This is a genomic window from Aurantiacibacter luteus (genome assembly GCF_001010945.1).
Classification (GTDB): Bacteria; Pseudomonadota; Alphaproteobacteria; order Sphingomonadales; family Sphingomonadaceae; genus Alteraurantiacibacter; species Alteraurantiacibacter luteus.
Genome location: NZ_LBHB01000001.1, coordinates 500,557 through 514,665, shown reverse-complemented (window position 1 = coordinate 514,665; position 14,109 = coordinate 500,557). Strand labels below are relative to the sequence as shown.

Genomic DNA, 14,109 nt, shown 5'->3' with positions numbered 1-14,109 from the left:
CCGACGGCTGCTTTTTCTACTAGCGCAGCGATAAGGGCAAAGACGACCCTTCGACAAGCTCAGGCTGAGCGGTTGTGGAGATACCCTTGCGCGGCGATGCCCCCATCCTGCTGTTCGATTCCGGCCTCGGCGGGCTGACCGTGCTGGCAGAGGTGCGCAAGATCCTGCCGCAAGCGCCGGCCATATACGCCGCCGACACCGCGGGCCTTCCGTACGGCACCAAGACCGAGGCGGAGATAGCCGCGCGGGTGGCGGGGCTGCTCGGGAGGATGAGCGAGCGCTACGCGCCGCGCCTCGTCTGCATCGCCTGCAACACCGCCAGCACAATCGCGCTCGGCATGGTGCGCGACGTGCTCGAGGTGCCGATCGTCGGCACCGTGCCCGCCATCAAGCCCGCCGCCGCGATGACTCGGACGGGCACCATCGGCCTGCTCGGCACGGCGGCAACCGTGCGGCAGCGCTACGTCGACGACTTGGAGGCCGAATTCGCCGCGGGCAAGCGCCTGATCCGTTACGGCGCGCCGGAACTGGTGCTTGCGGCCGAAGCGAAGATGCGCGGCGAGCGTGTGGAGCCCGCCATCATCGCCCGCGCCGTCGCCGGTCTGCGCGAACAGCCGGGCGGCGAGGCGATCGACACCGTAGTGCTCGCCTGCACCCACTTTCCCCTGCTTGGCGAGGAATTGCAGGCGGCTCTGGGGGAGCAAGTGCGACTGGTCGACGGCGCGGCTGGCATCGCGCGGCGCATCGCGCACCTCGTCGACGGACAGGCCTTTCAGCGCAGCGCGCCCGACCGCGCCGTCTTCACCGCCGAGCCCGTCGGGCACGACGCGCTGGTCGCCCGGCTCGCGCGCCACGGACTCGAAAAGGTGGAGCGATTCTAGTTGCGAACCCTTCGCAAACTTCGCGCTTCAAAGTCAGGCCGCGAATGACTAAGTCCGCCGCCAGCAGCCCCTCAGCAGCCCGGACGCAGCTTTCGTGAATTACGACCAGGTATTCGACAAGGCCATCGACCGCCTCCACGAGGAAGGCCGCTACCGGGTGTTCATCGACATCCTGCGCAACAAGGGCGCCTTTCCCAACGCACGCTGTTTCGCCGGGCACAACGGGCCCAAGCCGATCACCGTGTGGTGCTCCAACGATTACCTCGCCATGGGCCAGCATCCCAACGTGATCGCCGCCATGGAAGAGGCGATGCACGATGTCGGCGCGGGCAGCGGCGGCACGCGCAACATCGGTGGCAACACGCACTACCACGTCGAGCTGGAGGCCGAACTGGCCGACCTGCACGGCAAGGAAGCGGCCTTGCTGTTCACCAGCGGCTATGTCTCCAATGACGCGACGCTCTCGACGCTGGCAAAGCTGCTGCCGGGCTGCGTGGTCTTCTCCGACGAGCTGAATCACGCCAGCATGATCGCCGGCATCCGCAATTCGGGCTGCGAGAAGCGCGTTTTCCGCCACAACGATCTCGATCACCTGGAGGAACTGCTCGCCGCCGAGGATGCCGACACGCCCAAGGTCATCGCCTTCGAGAGCGTCTATTCGATGGACGGCGACGTCGCTCCCATCCACGCGATCTGCGACCTAGCCGGGAAATACAACGCCCTCACCTACATCGACGAGGTCCACGCCGTGGGCATGTACGGCGAGCGTGGCGGTGGCATTTCCGAACGCGACGAGGCCGCGCACCGCATCGACCTGATCGAGGGCACGCTGGGCAAGGCGTTCGGCGTGATGGGCGGCTATGTCGCGGCCAGCCGCAAGGTGATCGACTGCATCCGCAGCTATGCCCCCGGCTTCATCTTCACGACCTCGCTCAGCCCCGTGCTGGTCGCGGGCGTGCTCGCCTCGGTGCGCCACCTCAAGGCCTCGTCGACGGAGCGCGACGCACAGCAGGCCGCCGCCGCTTCGCTCAAGCGGCATTTCCGCGCCGCCGGTCTGCCGGTGATGGATTCGACCACGCACATCGTCCCGCTGATGGTGGGCGACCCGGTGCGCGCCAAGACCATCAGCGACATCCTGCTGGCCGAATACGGTGTCTACGTGCAGCCGATCAACTTCCCCACCGTGCCGCGCGGGACGGAGCGCCTGCGCTTCACCCCCGGCCCCGCCCACACCGAGGCGATGATGGCTGAACTGACCACGGCACTGGTCGAAATCTGGGACCGGCTCGACCTCGAACTGCGCCAGGCTGCGTAGTTTCCACCGCCCATCGCGCCCCCGATGTTAGCGCGATGGTAACCAAGCCCGCCGCATACCGCCGAAAGGTAGCCGGAAGACCCGGCGCCGGTGCACTTCGCGGTAAGGGTTTCGATGGGTTTCCTGGAAAGCTTCGGCAGCAAGGCCGCCACGCCAATCCCGACTGAGGATGCCAGCGGCCGGGTCATCTCGGCAGCTGACGCGAACCGTCGCCTGCAGGTGCTCGACGATTACGAGCGCACAGGCATTTCGTGGATCTGGGCGACCGATGCCGAGGACCGGCTGATCTATTTCTCTCCCGCAGCGTCGGAAAGCCTCGACGGCGGTCTCGACACGCTGCTCGACAAGCCGCTGTCCGACCTGTTCGAGATCGACCCCGACAATGCCGAGCGCACCGATCGCCCAATCAAGTTCCAGCTGAAGGCCCGCAACAAGATCGCCGAGCTGCCTGTGCGGCTCGTGCGCGACCGCTACCAGGCGGTGGGCAAGGAACGCTGGTGGTCGCTTTCGGGCCAACCCAAGTTCGACGCTGGCGGCAAGTTTGAAGGCTATCGCGGCAGCGCCAAGGACATCACCACCGCGTACGTCCGCGCCCGCGAGGATTCGCGGCTGGCGGAATACGATTCGCTGACCGGCCTCGCCAACCGCCACCGTATGAACCGCAAGCTGGAAACCACCCTCGCCGCCTACAAGTCGGCCAAGCGGTCCTGCGCGCTGTTCATGATGGACCTCGACAAGTTCAAGCAGGTCAACGACACCATGGGCCACCCGGCAGGCGACAACCTGCTGCGCCAGGTGGCGGAGCGGCTGCGCGCGATCCTCGGCGACAAGGGCGAAATCGGGCGGCTGGGTGGCGACGAGTTTCAGGTGATGCTGCCCGACATCGACGACCGCGGGCAGCTCGGCGATCTTGCCGAGAAAGTCATCCAGATGCTGTCCTCGCCCTACCAGATCGAGGGCAAGCGCGCGATCATCGGGGCCTCGGTCGGCATCTCCGTCGCGCCCTACGACGGGCTGGAGGCGGAGGAGATCGTCAACGCCGCCGACCTGGCGCTTTACGCCGCCAAGAACTCCGGCCGCGGCACCTATCGCTTCTATTCCGTCGACCTGAAGGACGAGGAAACCGAGCGCCAGGAACTGCTCGACGACATGCGCGAGGCGCTCGCCACGGGCGGGATGGAAATGCACTACCAGCCGGTCGTCCGCACCAAGGACAACATGGTGGTCGGGTTCGAGGCGCTGATGCGCTGGGAGCACCCGGAACGCGGCAACGTGAGCCCCGGCGTGTTCATCCCCGCCGCCGAGGAAAGCGACCTCATCAACCAGTTGGGCGAATTCGCCCTGCGCCGTGCCTGCGAGGATGCGCTCGCCTGGCCCGAGACCGTGCGCATCGCCGTAAACGTTTCGGCCAAGCAGTTCGCCAACAAGGGTTTCCCGGCCATCGTCAGCCAGGTGCTCGAGGATACCGGCATCGCCCCCGACCGCGTCGAGCTGGAGCTGACCGAGACCGTCTTCATGGGCGACGTCGACGTGACCGACGAGACGTTCAGGATCCTGAAGGGCCTCGGCGTGCGACTGGCGCTGGACGACTTCGGCACCGGCTATTCGTCATTGAGCTACCTGCGCTCCGCCCCGTTCGACAAGATCAAGGTGGACAAGAGCTTCGTCGACACGTGCACCCAGAAGAACGAGAACAGCGCCAAGATCATCACCGCGATCATCGGCCTGTCGAAAGCGCTGGGCATGGACACCACGGTGGAGGGCGTCGAGGCCTTCGACCAATTCGACCTCGTCACCGAGAAGGGCGCCGAATACATCCAGGGCTGGATCTACTCCAAGGCCCGCCCGCAGGCCGACATCCTCGAATACATCGCCAACGGCGGCTTCAAGATCGAGCCGAGCGGGCCGGAGACCTACCGGCCCGAGCGGCGCAGCGTTTTCCGCCGCATCGGCGTGATCCACGAGGATTGCCGCTACGACGCGGTCATGCGCGACCTCAGCAAGACCGGCTCGCGCATCGAGGGTCTGGTCGGCGTGCCGGTGGGCACCGGGCTGGTGCTCGACCTTGGCGGCGGCCAGCTCGTCGTGTGCCGCGTGCGCCGCAGCCAGGATGCGATGATCGGCGTGGAATTCGAGACGCCGCTGGTTAGCGACGGGGCCGGCGGCCTTGTCACCCGGCACCGCGTCTCGCCCTATGCGCTGGCCGCTGCAGGGATGCCGCTGGCGGCGCTTCCGCCGGGCAATTACCCCTCCGCGATGCTCGGCGAAAGCAACGGCAAGCCGCAATTCCTGCAGGTGGCGGTACAGAAGAGCTGAGCCGCCCGCCCCGCTGGTTCGGATTACCGCAGGCTCACCACGTTGTCGCTCTCGCGCGGATCGACGCGGTCGCCGCGATAAAGGCTGGCCATCGGCTCGTCGGTGACGACGGCGGAGACGGTCGCGCCGAAGCCGTTGAAATCGGTCTTCATCGCCGCGCCGTAGGCTCCCAGCATCCCGATCTCGATGTAGTCGCCGGCCTGGATGTCCTCGGGCAGCATGAAGGGGCCCTTCATGTAGTCCGCATCGTCGCAGGTCGGACCGTAGAAGGCGAACTCGGCCTGCGGCTTGATGAGGTCGTCCTCCAGCGCCACCACGGGGAAGCGCCAGGCGACGTGCGCCGCATCGAACAGCGCGCCGTAGGCCCCGTCGTTGATGTAGAGCTCGTTGTCGCGGCGCTTTTCCACGCGCACGACGATGCTCGAATACTCGGCGCACAGCGCGCGGCCGGGCTCCGCCCAGAGCTCGGCCGAATAGCTGATCGGCAAGCTCTCGAAGTGGCGGTGGATGAGCGCGAAATAGTCCTCCAACGCCGGCGGCTCCAGGCCCGGATAGACGCTTGGAAAGCCGCCGCCGACATCGATGATGTCCACGGTCACCGCCGCCTCTGCGATGGCCGCGCGCACGCGCTCCAGCGCCTGGGCATAGGCGAAGGGCGTCATCGCCTGACTACCAACGTGGAAACAGATGCCCAGCGCATCGCAGTGCTGGCGGGTCGCCTGCAGGAGCGGCGCGGCCTCGGTCAGGTCGACGCCGAACTTGCTGGCCAGCGACAGCTCCGAATGCTCGGACGAGACGCGAAGGCGCACCAGCAGGCTGAGATCGGTCGCGGCATTGCCGGCCTCGTCGGTGGTGGCCTCGACGATCTTGGCCAGTTCCTCGATGGTGTCGAGGCTGTAGGTCTTCACGCCGTGGTCGAAATAGGCCTCGCGGATGGCGCGCGGCGTCTTGACCGGGTGCATGAAGCACAGCGTCGCGCCATGCAGCTGCCCGCGCACCATGCGCACTTCGCCGATGGAGGCGACGTCGTAATGCGTTACGCCGTTGTCCCACAGGATCTGGACGAGCTGCGGCGAGGGGTTGGCCTTGACCGCGTACATGGCCTTGCCCGGGAACTTATCGACGAAGAAACGGGCGGCCCGCGCCGCGGCATGCGGACGGGTGAGGATGACGGGTTCGTCCGGCGAAAGGGCGCGGACTACAGCCTTGGCGTCGGGAAACTGGTGCAATTCAAGGGACCCCCTAAGGTTCAAAACCGACAAGAGCTGCCTTGCGGAGGGTGTCCCATGGGGCAGCGGAAGCGCGCATATAAAAGGGATTCGATGAACTGCAAGTGAAATTGGACGGGGCGTGAAAACGCGCGTTTCCGCCCGCTTTCACGCCCCGGATATCACGCAAATTATGCCTTTTTGTCGAACAGCTTGGCCCAGCGCCGGGCCTCTCGGTCCTTGCCGCCGTTCTGCCGGTGCCAGGCGTCGCTGGCGAGGAGCGGCATGACGCTGCCGGCCTCGGCGAAGACCATCTGCTCGATGCCGGTGTTGACCTTGCCCCAGCTCGCGGCCTCCTGCAGCGTGGAGGACGAACAGGCGCCGTCGCGCACGTCGGCGACGGTGATCTGCACGGCATACTTGTGCACCGCGACGCCCTCGTGCCCGAGAATCTCGGCGCAGACGACGGTGTCCTGGATAAAGTTCTTGGGCACGCCGCCGCCCACCATCAGCAGGCCGGAATCGCCGCTGGCGATCTTGATGTCGGTCAGTTCGCGGAAGTCGGCGATGGCGTCGATCATCATGTAGCCCTCGCCCTTCTTCATCTGGTCGACCTGGTGCTTGACGAGGCCGAAACCCGCGGAGCTGTCGACGAAGGCGGGGCAGAAGATCGGCACGTCGTGTTCGTAGGCGAGCTTGACGAGGCTGTTGTCCTTCTTGCCGTGCTCGACGAGATACTTGCCCATCTCGCGGATGAACTCGCGGCTGGAATATCCCCGGTGCTCGAGCGAATTGGCGATGCGGTTGATCGTGAAGTCGCAGTCCTGCAGCTGCTCCTCGTCGATGTAGGTATCGTAAATGCGGTCGATGTAGAGACTGCGCAGCGTGTCGTCGTCGGGGATTTCCAGCGCCTGGTAGTGCTTGTGGCCAAGCCCCTCGAAGAAATCCATGTCGACGATGGTGGCACCCGTCGCCACGACACAGTCGACCATGTTCGACCGGATCAGCTCGGCATAAAGGTCCATGCAACCGCCCGCGCTGGTTGAGCCCGCAATGACGAGGAAGATCGTGCAATCCTTGTCCTCCAGCATCTGATTGTAGATGCGGGTGGCGCGCGCAAGATCGCGGCTGGTGAAGCTCATCTTGCCCATCGAATCGATGATGGGCCGCGCGTCGAATTCGCGGATGTCGATGTGCTCGACCGTGGTGCTGAGAAGCTCTGCCTTGCGGGTGTCGTTGATCGACGAATCGTTCATTGCGTTTCTTTCCTGTTCGTGTGCCCGGATAACGGGACCGCCCCGCCCCCGTTCCAAATTTCGCGGCAAATGTGAAGCGCGGCGTTTCCCGCGTGACACCGCAGAGGCGCTCGCGATAAGCCTCGCCCGATGAGAGAGCCCACCCGCGAAGGCGTGCTGCGCGCCGCCGAAAAGGTCGCCGCGCAATTCCCCGTGACCCCGCTGCTGCCGTTCGAACACGGCGGGCGCACGCTGTGGGCGAAGGCCGAGTGCCTGCAACCCATGGGCGCGTTCAAGATCAGGGGCGCCTGGCACCGGCTGAACGACCTGTCGGACGAGGAGCGCGCGCGCGGCGTGGTCGCGGTATCGAGCGGCAACCATGCACAGGGCGTGGCGCTGGCGGCGCGGATGCTGGGGATCGCCGCCACCATCGTGATGCCGGCCGATGCGCCGCGGGTGAAGCTGGAACGCACCGCGGGTTACGGCGCGCGGGTCGTCACCTACGACCGGCTGACCGAGAACCGCGAGGCCATCGCCCGCGCGCTGGCCGACGAGCAGGGCGCGACCTATGCCCATGCCTTCGGCGACCCGTGGGTTATCGAGGGCCAAGGCAGCGCCGGGATCGAGATCGCCGCGCAGATGCAAGCGCAGGCAGGGGTTGCACCCAGCCGCATCGTCGCCTGCTGCGGAGGCGGCGGGCTGACCGCCGGCCTCGCCCTCGCCTGCCCCGAAGCGGACGTGATCCCGGTGGAGCCCGAAGGATGGGACGATTTCTGCCGCAGTCTGGAGGCAGGCGAGATCCAGAGCGTCGGCGAGAACCCTCCCCCCACGGCCTGCGATGCGTTGCAGACGCTTGAGACCCAGCCGGTCAACTTCGCCGTCCTCAAGGATCGCTGCCGCGAATGGGCGCGAGTGTCGGAGAGCGAGGTTCGCGCCGCCCAGCGCTTCGCCTTTGCACACCTGCGCCTCGTCCTGGAGCCCGGCGGCGCGGCGGCGCTGGCGGCGGTGCTGGCGGGAAAGGTGGCGGTGGACGATGCGACGGCGGTGATGCTCACCGGCGGCAACGTCGATGCGCCCAGCTTCGCAGCGGTGCTGGCCGAAGGGCGATAGGTTGCAATTGACAATCGAGTAAGCGCGCCGCACTCCTTCGTGCCGGGTCCGACGGGAGGGAAATCCGCATGAATACCTTTATCCTCATCCCCGCAGCCGCGCTGGTGCTGTGGACCATCATCGTGCTGTTCTGGATGGCGGCGCTACGCCTGCCCGCGCTGGCCAAGCTCGGCCGCACCAAGGAACAGATGCGTGGCGGGCGCGGGCAGGACCTCGACGGCGTGCTGCCCGGCACCCTGCAATGGAAGGCCCACAACTACATGCACTTGCTCGAACAGCCCACGCTGTTCTACGCGGTGACGATCATGCTTGCGCTTGTCGGGTCCGGCCACACGGAAGAGCTGCTGGCCTGGGCCTACGTCGTCCTGCGCATCGTCCATTCGCTGTGGCAGGCGGTGGTCAACACCATCCCGGTGCGCTTCGCCCTGTTCGCGCTGTCGACGCTGGTCCTGCTGGCGATGACGGTCAGCCTCCTGGTGCGCCTGCATAGCTGATTGCGCGCCGCGGCGGATCGTAAGGGTTATCGCATAGTAAACCATTCACAGGCCCGTGACCTTACCGCGCCATGATGCCGGCAAGGAGACACGGATCATGGCTTACATCCTTGTCGTGGACGACGACGACATCGTGGCGGAACACGCCGCGAGGGTGCTGATCGATGCCGGCCACGCCTGCGGCTGGGTCAGCGACGCGAAGGCGGCGATGGACCTGCTGCGCAAGCGGCGGCCCGATGTCATCCTGCTCGACCACAACATGCCCGGCGAAAACGGCGGCAGCATGCTGCGGCGCCTGCGCGCCAGCCCCTCGCTCTACGACATCCCGGTCATCATGCTGACGGGCATCCAGGACGTGAAGCAGGAACAGATCGCCTATTACGACGGCGCGCAGGACTATATCCGCAAGCCCTTCAGCGAGAAGATGCTGGTCTATCGCATCCGGCAGGTGCTCGCCTCGCGCGAGTTTCATGCCCGGCTCGGCCGGGCGCAGCCGACCGGATTCGCCAAGCCGGGCACGCCGTCGATGAACGCGCCGCGCGCCGTGTGAGGGTGATTGCGCTGGAAAGGGGATGGTAGCGGAGGAGGGATTCGAACCCCCGACACAGGGATTATGATTCCCCCGCTCTAACCGACTGAGCTACTCCGCCCCATGGGCAAGGCGCGCAATTAAGAGCGCCGCCGCGCGGGGTCAACCCGGAAAATTGGCGCGCGCTCAGCCGCGGAAACGATAGGTCTTCAGCTTCTCCCACGGCCCGCCGAGATAGCGATGCAGGCTCATCGACGGAAAGCGGAACTCGCGCGGCTCGATGGTGCCCGCAAGCTCGGCCTGCAGCTCCTTGGCCTTGGCCGATGCAACCTTGTTCTGGATGGTGACGTGCAGGCGCGGGGTGTGGCGATCCTGCGCGGTGAGCAGGTCGTGCATCCGGTCGGCGATCTCGGCGCGCAGGCGAAGAAGCGCAGGGCTCTCCAGCTTGAGCGCGGTCCCGCCGCCAAGGCTCATCAACCCAAGGAGGCGACCGGGCACGGCAGCTTCCTGCTTCGCCTGGGCGGTCAGCAGCCGGTCCACCTCGGCGTGGTAAGGCCCTGGCAGCGCATGAAACAAGGTGACGTGAGCTTCGAGATAGTTGCGCTCGGGCGGAAAGTGCGCGGTCCTGAGCGCCGTCGCCCACGCGTGCAGGTCGGGCGGCAGGTCCGCCGTGAGGATCAGCGCGGCGTTCCCGACCTCGGTCACATTTCCCCGCGCTGGCGCCTGAGCGTGAACCACCGTTCCACCGCCTCGTTGTGGCCCTCCAGCGTCGAATTGAATTCGTGCCCGCCGCTGCCATCGGCGACCATGTAGATCGCGTCGGTTTCCGCCGGGTTGAGCACAGCCTCGATGCTGGCACGGCCCGGATTGGTGATCGGTCCGCGTGGCAGGCCGACCATCGAGTAGGTGTTGTAATCGTTGATCGCCTGAATTTCCGACTGGCGGATACGGCGGCCCAGCGGACGGCCGCGGGTGATGGGGTAGATGATCGTCGGGTCGGCCTGGAGCATGATGCCCTGGCGCACGCGGTTGGAATAGAGCCCGGCGACCATGCGCCGCTCCTCCGGCACGCCGGTTTCCTTTTCCACGATGCTGGCCAGCACCACCGCCTCGGCGGGCGAATTCACGACGGTGCGATCGGTGCGGTTGGGCCAGAGTTCGGCGAGCGTATCGTCCATCGCCCGCTTCATCCGCGCCAGCACCGCCACACGGCTCTCCCCGCGCTCGAAATCGTAGGTGTCGGGCAGGACCGAGCCTTCCTCGGGCACGGGGATTTCGCCGGTCAGGAGCGGTTCGGCCATCAGCACGTCGTGGACCAGCACCGAGGGCATGCCTTCGGGAATGGTCACGAAGCGACGGATCACGTCGCCGTGCTGAAAGGTATCGAGGATCTTGGCGTTGCTCGCGCCCTTTGGCAGCAGGAACTCGCCCGCCTTGATCGGATCGCCGCTGCCGAAAATCTTCGCCCGCAGCAGGAAGCTGCTCGAGGAACCGATCAGCCCCTCGTCCTCCAGCTTGCCCGCCACCGAGGTGAGCGAGGCGCCGTTGGGCACGATGAAGGCCGTCTCCTCCTCCACGTTCGCGCCGCCGTACCAGCCCGAGGCGAACCAGGCGGCGGCAGCGAGCACCACCGCTGCGGCAATCAGCAGCAGTTTCTTCACGTCAGTCGACCACGCGCCGCATGACGAGGCTGGCGTTGGTGCCGCCGAAGCCGAAGCTGTTGTTGAGCACCGCGTCCACTTCGCGCTTCTTGGCCTTGAGCGGGACAAGGTCCACGCCCTCCGTCCCGTCGTCGGGGTCGGTGAGGTTCAGCGTGGGCGGCACCACCTGGTCGCGGATGGCGAGGATGCAGAAGATGCTTTCCACCGCGCCCGCGCCGCCGAGCAGGTGGCCGATGGCGCTCTTGGTCGAGGACATGGAGGCGCCGCACAGGTCGTCGCCCAGCACGCGCTTGACCGCGGCGAGCTCGATGGTGTCGGCCATGGTGCTGGTGCCGTGGGCGTTGACGTAGTCGATGTCGCAGGGCTCGATCCCGGCTTTGCGGATGGCCATGCGCATGGCATTTTCCGCGCCCTTGCCCTCGGGGTGCGGGGCGGTGACGTGGTAGGCATCGCCGGAGAGGCCATAGCCGACGACCTCGGCATAGATCTTCGCGCCGCGCGCCTTGGCGTGCTCGTATTCCTCCAGCACGACGACGCCTGCGCCCTCGCCCATGACGAAGCCATCGCGATTGCGGTCGTAGGGGCGGCTCGCCTCCTTTGGCCGGTCGTTCATGCTCATGTTGAGCGCCTTGGCCTGCGCGAAGCCGGCCACGCCGAGCGGGTTGATGGTGCTTTCCGCCCCGCCCGCCAGCATGATGTCGGCATCGTCGTCCTTGATCATCCGCGCGGCATCACCAATCGAGTGCGCCCCGGTGGAGCACGCCGTCACGACAGAATGGTTCGGGCCCATCAGGCCGTACTTGATGGACACCTGCCCGCTGGTGAGGTTGATCAGGCGTCCGTGGACGAAGTGCGGGCTGACGCGGCCCGGGCCGCGCTCGGCGAGGTTCACCGATTCCAGCTCGATCCCCGGCAGTCCGCCGATGCCTGAACCGATGGAGACGCCAGCGCGCAGCTTGGTCGCCTCGTCCATCTCGGTAAGGCCCGCATCCTCCAGCGCCTGCCCGGCGGCGTCGATGGCGTAGACGATGAACGGATCGACCTGGCGCTGCACCTTGTGGTCCACGCGCCTGTCGGGGTCGAAGCCCCAGGGATGGTCCTTGCCCTTCACCTCGCCGGCGATGGTGGCCTTCTGGCCCGTGGTGTCGAAGCGGGTGATCGTATCGATCCCGCTCTCGCCCGCGATCAGGTTGGCCCAGGTTGTCTCGACGTCGGCGCCCAGCGGGGTGACGAGGCCAAGTCCGGTAACGACGACGCGCCGCATAGTCACATCCTCTTCAATGCGGTTTTCATGCAAGAAAGGCCCAGCCTTGTGGCCGAGCCTTTCATCCCCGTCCCCGACACCAACTAGGGCCGGCGGGCCGTATCGCGGACGAGGGGTGCCGGATCAGCCGGCGTGCTGTTCGATGTAGGTGTTGGCATCGCCCACGGTGTTGATCTTCTCCGCGGCATCGTCGGGGATTTCCACGCCGAACTCTTCCTCGAAGGCCATCACCAGCTCGACGATGTCGAGGCTGTCGGCGCCCAGATCGTCGATGAAGCTCGCCTCGGGCGTGACCTTTTCTTCCTCGACACCCAGGTGCTCGACCACGATCTTCTTCACGCGTGCGGCAATATCGCTCATGTATCTGTTGTCCTTTTGGGGGTGATCAGTTGCTTTCGCCCTAATGAACGCCGCGAGCGAGCGCAAGTGCCCGCGCCGTGCCGCACCGCTTTACGACGAAGCGGGTGCGGCCAGCGCCGATTTCCGGGAAACATCCACGGCCCCCGCGATTGGTAGGACAACATCCTGATTCAAAGGAGAATATCAGATGTCCGCCAATACCGTTCTCAAGACCCTTACCGATACCGCCTTCGATTCGGTCGAGGGCTATCGCAAGGCCGCGGAGAAGGCCAACAACCCGCAGCTCAAGCAGGCGCTGATGGACCGCGCCGCCAAGCGCGAGCAGACCGTCGCGACGCTCAATGCCGAGGTCGAGCGCCAGGGCGGCGAGCTCGTCACCAAGGGCACGATGACCGGCGAGCTGCACCAGATGTGGCTGGGCATCACCAGCGCCTTCGAGAACGACGACGAGGCCGCCGCCGAGCGCGTCGAGGAAGGCGAGGACTACATCAAGGGCAAGTTCGAGGCCGCGCTGGAAGACGACGACCTCGACCCGCAGTCGCGCGCCGTGATCCAGCAGGTCTATGCCGAGATCTGCGAAGGTGAGCAGTTCGGCGACAGCATCGAGAAGCAGTACGACTGACCACGAGGCAAGCAGGGCCTGTAACAGGGTTCTGTGGGCGCGGTTCCTTCGGGGGCCGCGCCCTTTTGGTATGGTGGCGGCAGCCGCGGCGGGTATGAGGCGGGCATGAGAATCTTCCACTGCAGCGCGCAGGCCGGCCACGCTCCCCGCCGCGAGTTTCACAACGGCGACTGGACCGAATTCGCCGAAACGAGCGCCCGGGTCGATGCCATGCTCGCCGCGGTCGGCCCGGTCGAGGAGCCGCAGGATCGCGGCCTCGCACCGATCCTCGCGGTGCATGGGGCGGACTACGTCGAGTTCCTGCAAACGGCCTATGCCGAGTGGCGCGCGGCTGGGCGCGAAGGCGATGCGCTGGGCTATGCTTTTCCCGTGTCGCGCCGCCGTCCGCTGTGCCTCGACAGGATCGACGCGAAGCTGGGGCGCTTCTCGGCCGACGTGGTGACGCCGATCGCCGAGGGGACATGGGCGGCGACCTATGCCAGCGCGCAGTCGGCGCTCGGCGCGGTGGCGGCGGTGCTCGGCGGCGAGACGCGCGCCTTTGCCCTCACCCGCCCGCCCGGCCACCACGCGGGCGCCGACAATTGTGGCGGCTATTGCTATTTGAATGCCGCAGCCGTGGCGGCGCAGGCTTTGGCCGATGCGGGGCGCAGGGTCGCCATCGTCGATGTCGACTACCACCACGGCAACGGCACGCAGGACATCTTCTACGAGCGCGGCGACGTGTTCTTCGCCTCGATCCACGCCGATCCGAAGACCGACTTTCCCTTCTTCTGGGGCCATGCCGACGAGCGCGGTCTGGTCGCAGGCGAAGGGGCGACGCTCAACCTGCCGCTGGCGCGAGGGGCCACTTGGGCGGACTATGCGCCTGCGCTGGACGCCGCGCTCACCGCCGCCATCGACTGGGGCGCGGACACGCTGCTCGTCTCCTACGGCGCGGATACGTTCGAGGGCGACCCGATCAGCCACTTCCGCCTGACCACGCCCGACATGCGCCGCATCGGCGCGGCCATCGCGGGCATGCGGCTGCCGGTCGTGGGCATCATGGAAGGCGGCTACGCGGTGGGTGCGCTGGGCGCGAACCTTGCCGCCTTCCTCGACGGGTTGGAGAGCTAGG

Annotated in this window: 14 protein-coding genes and 1 tRNA gene; 8 read left to right on the top strand and 7 right to left on the bottom strand. The window is 66.5% G+C overall.

Features of this window, described 5'->3' with window-relative positions:
* Positions 1–86: 86 nt before the first annotated feature.
* From murI to AAW00_RS02525, 3 genes are all read left to right on the top strand, one after another.
* Positions 87–881 carry a glutamate racemase gene (murI, locus tag AAW00_RS02535; RefSeq protein WP_156169898.1) on the top strand — a complete coding sequence of 265 codons (795 nt, stop codon included), beginning with the start codon at positions 87–89 and terminating at the stop codon, positions 879–881.
* A gap of 94 nt (positions 882–975) precedes the next feature.
* Positions 976–2,196 (top strand): 5-aminolevulinate synthase, encoded by a 1,221-nt coding sequence (hemA, locus tag AAW00_RS02530; RefSeq protein WP_047002745.1) that lies wholly within the window; start codon positions 976–978, stop codon positions 2,194–2,196.
* Positions 2,197–2,310: 114 nt separating this feature from the next.
* The gene (locus AAW00_RS02525; protein WP_052761729.1) at positions 2,311–4,512 is read left to right on the top strand and encodes a putative bifunctional diguanylate cyclase/phosphodiesterase; all 2,202 of its coding nucleotides are present in this window, start codon (positions 2,311–2,313) and stop codon (positions 4,510–4,512) included.
* 23 nt (positions 4,513–4,535) lie between these two features.
* On the opposite strand, the gene AAW00_RS02520 is transcribed toward AAW00_RS02525, so the two are convergent.
* Both AAW00_RS02520 and AAW00_RS02515 read right to left on the bottom strand, forming a co-directional pair.
* A complete protein-coding gene (locus AAW00_RS02520) occupies positions 4,536–5,741 on the bottom strand; it encodes a type III PLP-dependent enzyme (RefSeq protein WP_047002744.1) in 1,206 nt (401 codons plus the stop codon).
* Positions 5,742–5,911: 170 nt separating this feature from the next.
* On the bottom strand, positions 5,912–6,976 hold the full coding sequence (locus AAW00_RS02515; RefSeq protein ID WP_047002743.1) for a 1,9-bis(guanidino)-5-aza-nonane synthase: 1,065 nt from the start codon (positions 6,974–6,976) through the stop codon (positions 5,912–5,914).
* 129 nt (positions 6,977–7,105) lie between these two features.
* Between AAW00_RS02515 and AAW00_RS02510 the strand changes: the two genes are divergently transcribed.
* From AAW00_RS02510 to AAW00_RS02500, 3 genes are all read left to right on the top strand, one after another.
* The gene (locus AAW00_RS02510) at positions 7,106–8,065 is read left to right on the top strand and encodes a threonine ammonia-lyase (protein ID WP_047002742.1); all 960 of its coding nucleotides are present in this window, start codon (positions 7,106–7,108) and stop codon (positions 8,063–8,065) included.
* 68 nt (positions 8,066–8,133) lie between these two features.
* Positions 8,134–8,559, top strand: a complete 426-nt coding sequence (locus tag AAW00_RS02505) for an MAPEG family protein (protein ID WP_047002741.1) — start codon at positions 8,134–8,136, stop codon at positions 8,557–8,559.
* 97 nt (positions 8,560–8,656) lie between these two features.
* A complete protein-coding gene (locus AAW00_RS02500) occupies positions 8,657–9,109 on the top strand; it encodes a response regulator transcription factor (protein WP_052761728.1) in 453 nt (150 codons plus the stop codon).
* A gap of 23 nt (positions 9,110–9,132) precedes the next feature.
* Here the strand turns inward: AAW00_RS02500 and AAW00_RS02495 are convergent.
* The 5 genes from AAW00_RS02495 to AAW00_RS02475 all read right to left on the bottom strand — a co-directional run bounded on the left by AAW00_RS02495 (position 9,133) and on the right by AAW00_RS02475 (position 12,373).
* A tRNA-Met gene (locus AAW00_RS02495) sits at positions 9,133–9,209 on the bottom strand.
* Between the two features lie 65 nt (positions 9,210–9,274).
* Complete coding sequence (locus AAW00_RS02490; RefSeq protein ID WP_047002740.1) at positions 9,275–9,793, bottom strand: 2'-5' RNA ligase family protein; 519 nt, start codon at positions 9,791–9,793, stop codon at positions 9,275–9,277.
* The gene (mltG, locus tag AAW00_RS02485; RefSeq protein WP_047002739.1) at positions 9,790–10,749 is read right to left on the bottom strand and encodes an endolytic transglycosylase MltG; all 960 of its coding nucleotides are present in this window, start codon (positions 10,747–10,749) and stop codon (positions 9,790–9,792) included. The genes AAW00_RS02490 and mltG overlap by 4 nt, the downstream gene beginning before the upstream one ends.
* A gap of 1 nt (position 10,750) precedes the next feature.
* On the bottom strand, positions 10,751–12,013 hold the full coding sequence (fabF, locus tag AAW00_RS02480; protein WP_047002738.1) for a beta-ketoacyl-ACP synthase II: 1,263 nt from the start codon (positions 12,011–12,013) through the stop codon (positions 10,751–10,753).
* A 123-nt stretch (positions 12,014–12,136) separates the two neighbouring features.
* Entirely contained in the window at positions 12,137–12,373 is a 237-nt protein-coding gene (locus tag AAW00_RS02475) for an acyl carrier protein (protein WP_047002737.1), read from the bottom strand.
* Positions 12,374–12,560: 187 nt separating this feature from the next.
* Here AAW00_RS02475 and AAW00_RS02470 point away from each other — a divergent pair, with 187 nt between their 5' ends.
* Positions 12,561–12,995: a ferritin-like domain-containing protein gene (locus AAW00_RS02470; protein WP_047002736.1), complete on the top strand. Its 435-nt coding sequence runs from the start codon at positions 12,561–12,563 to the stop codon at positions 12,993–12,995.
* Positions 12,996–13,100: 105 nt separating this feature from the next.
* On the top strand, positions 13,101–14,108 hold the full coding sequence (locus AAW00_RS02465; protein ID WP_047002735.1) for a histone deacetylase family protein: 1,008 nt from the start codon (positions 13,101–13,103) through the stop codon (positions 14,106–14,108).
* Position 14,109: the final 1 nt, after the last annotated feature.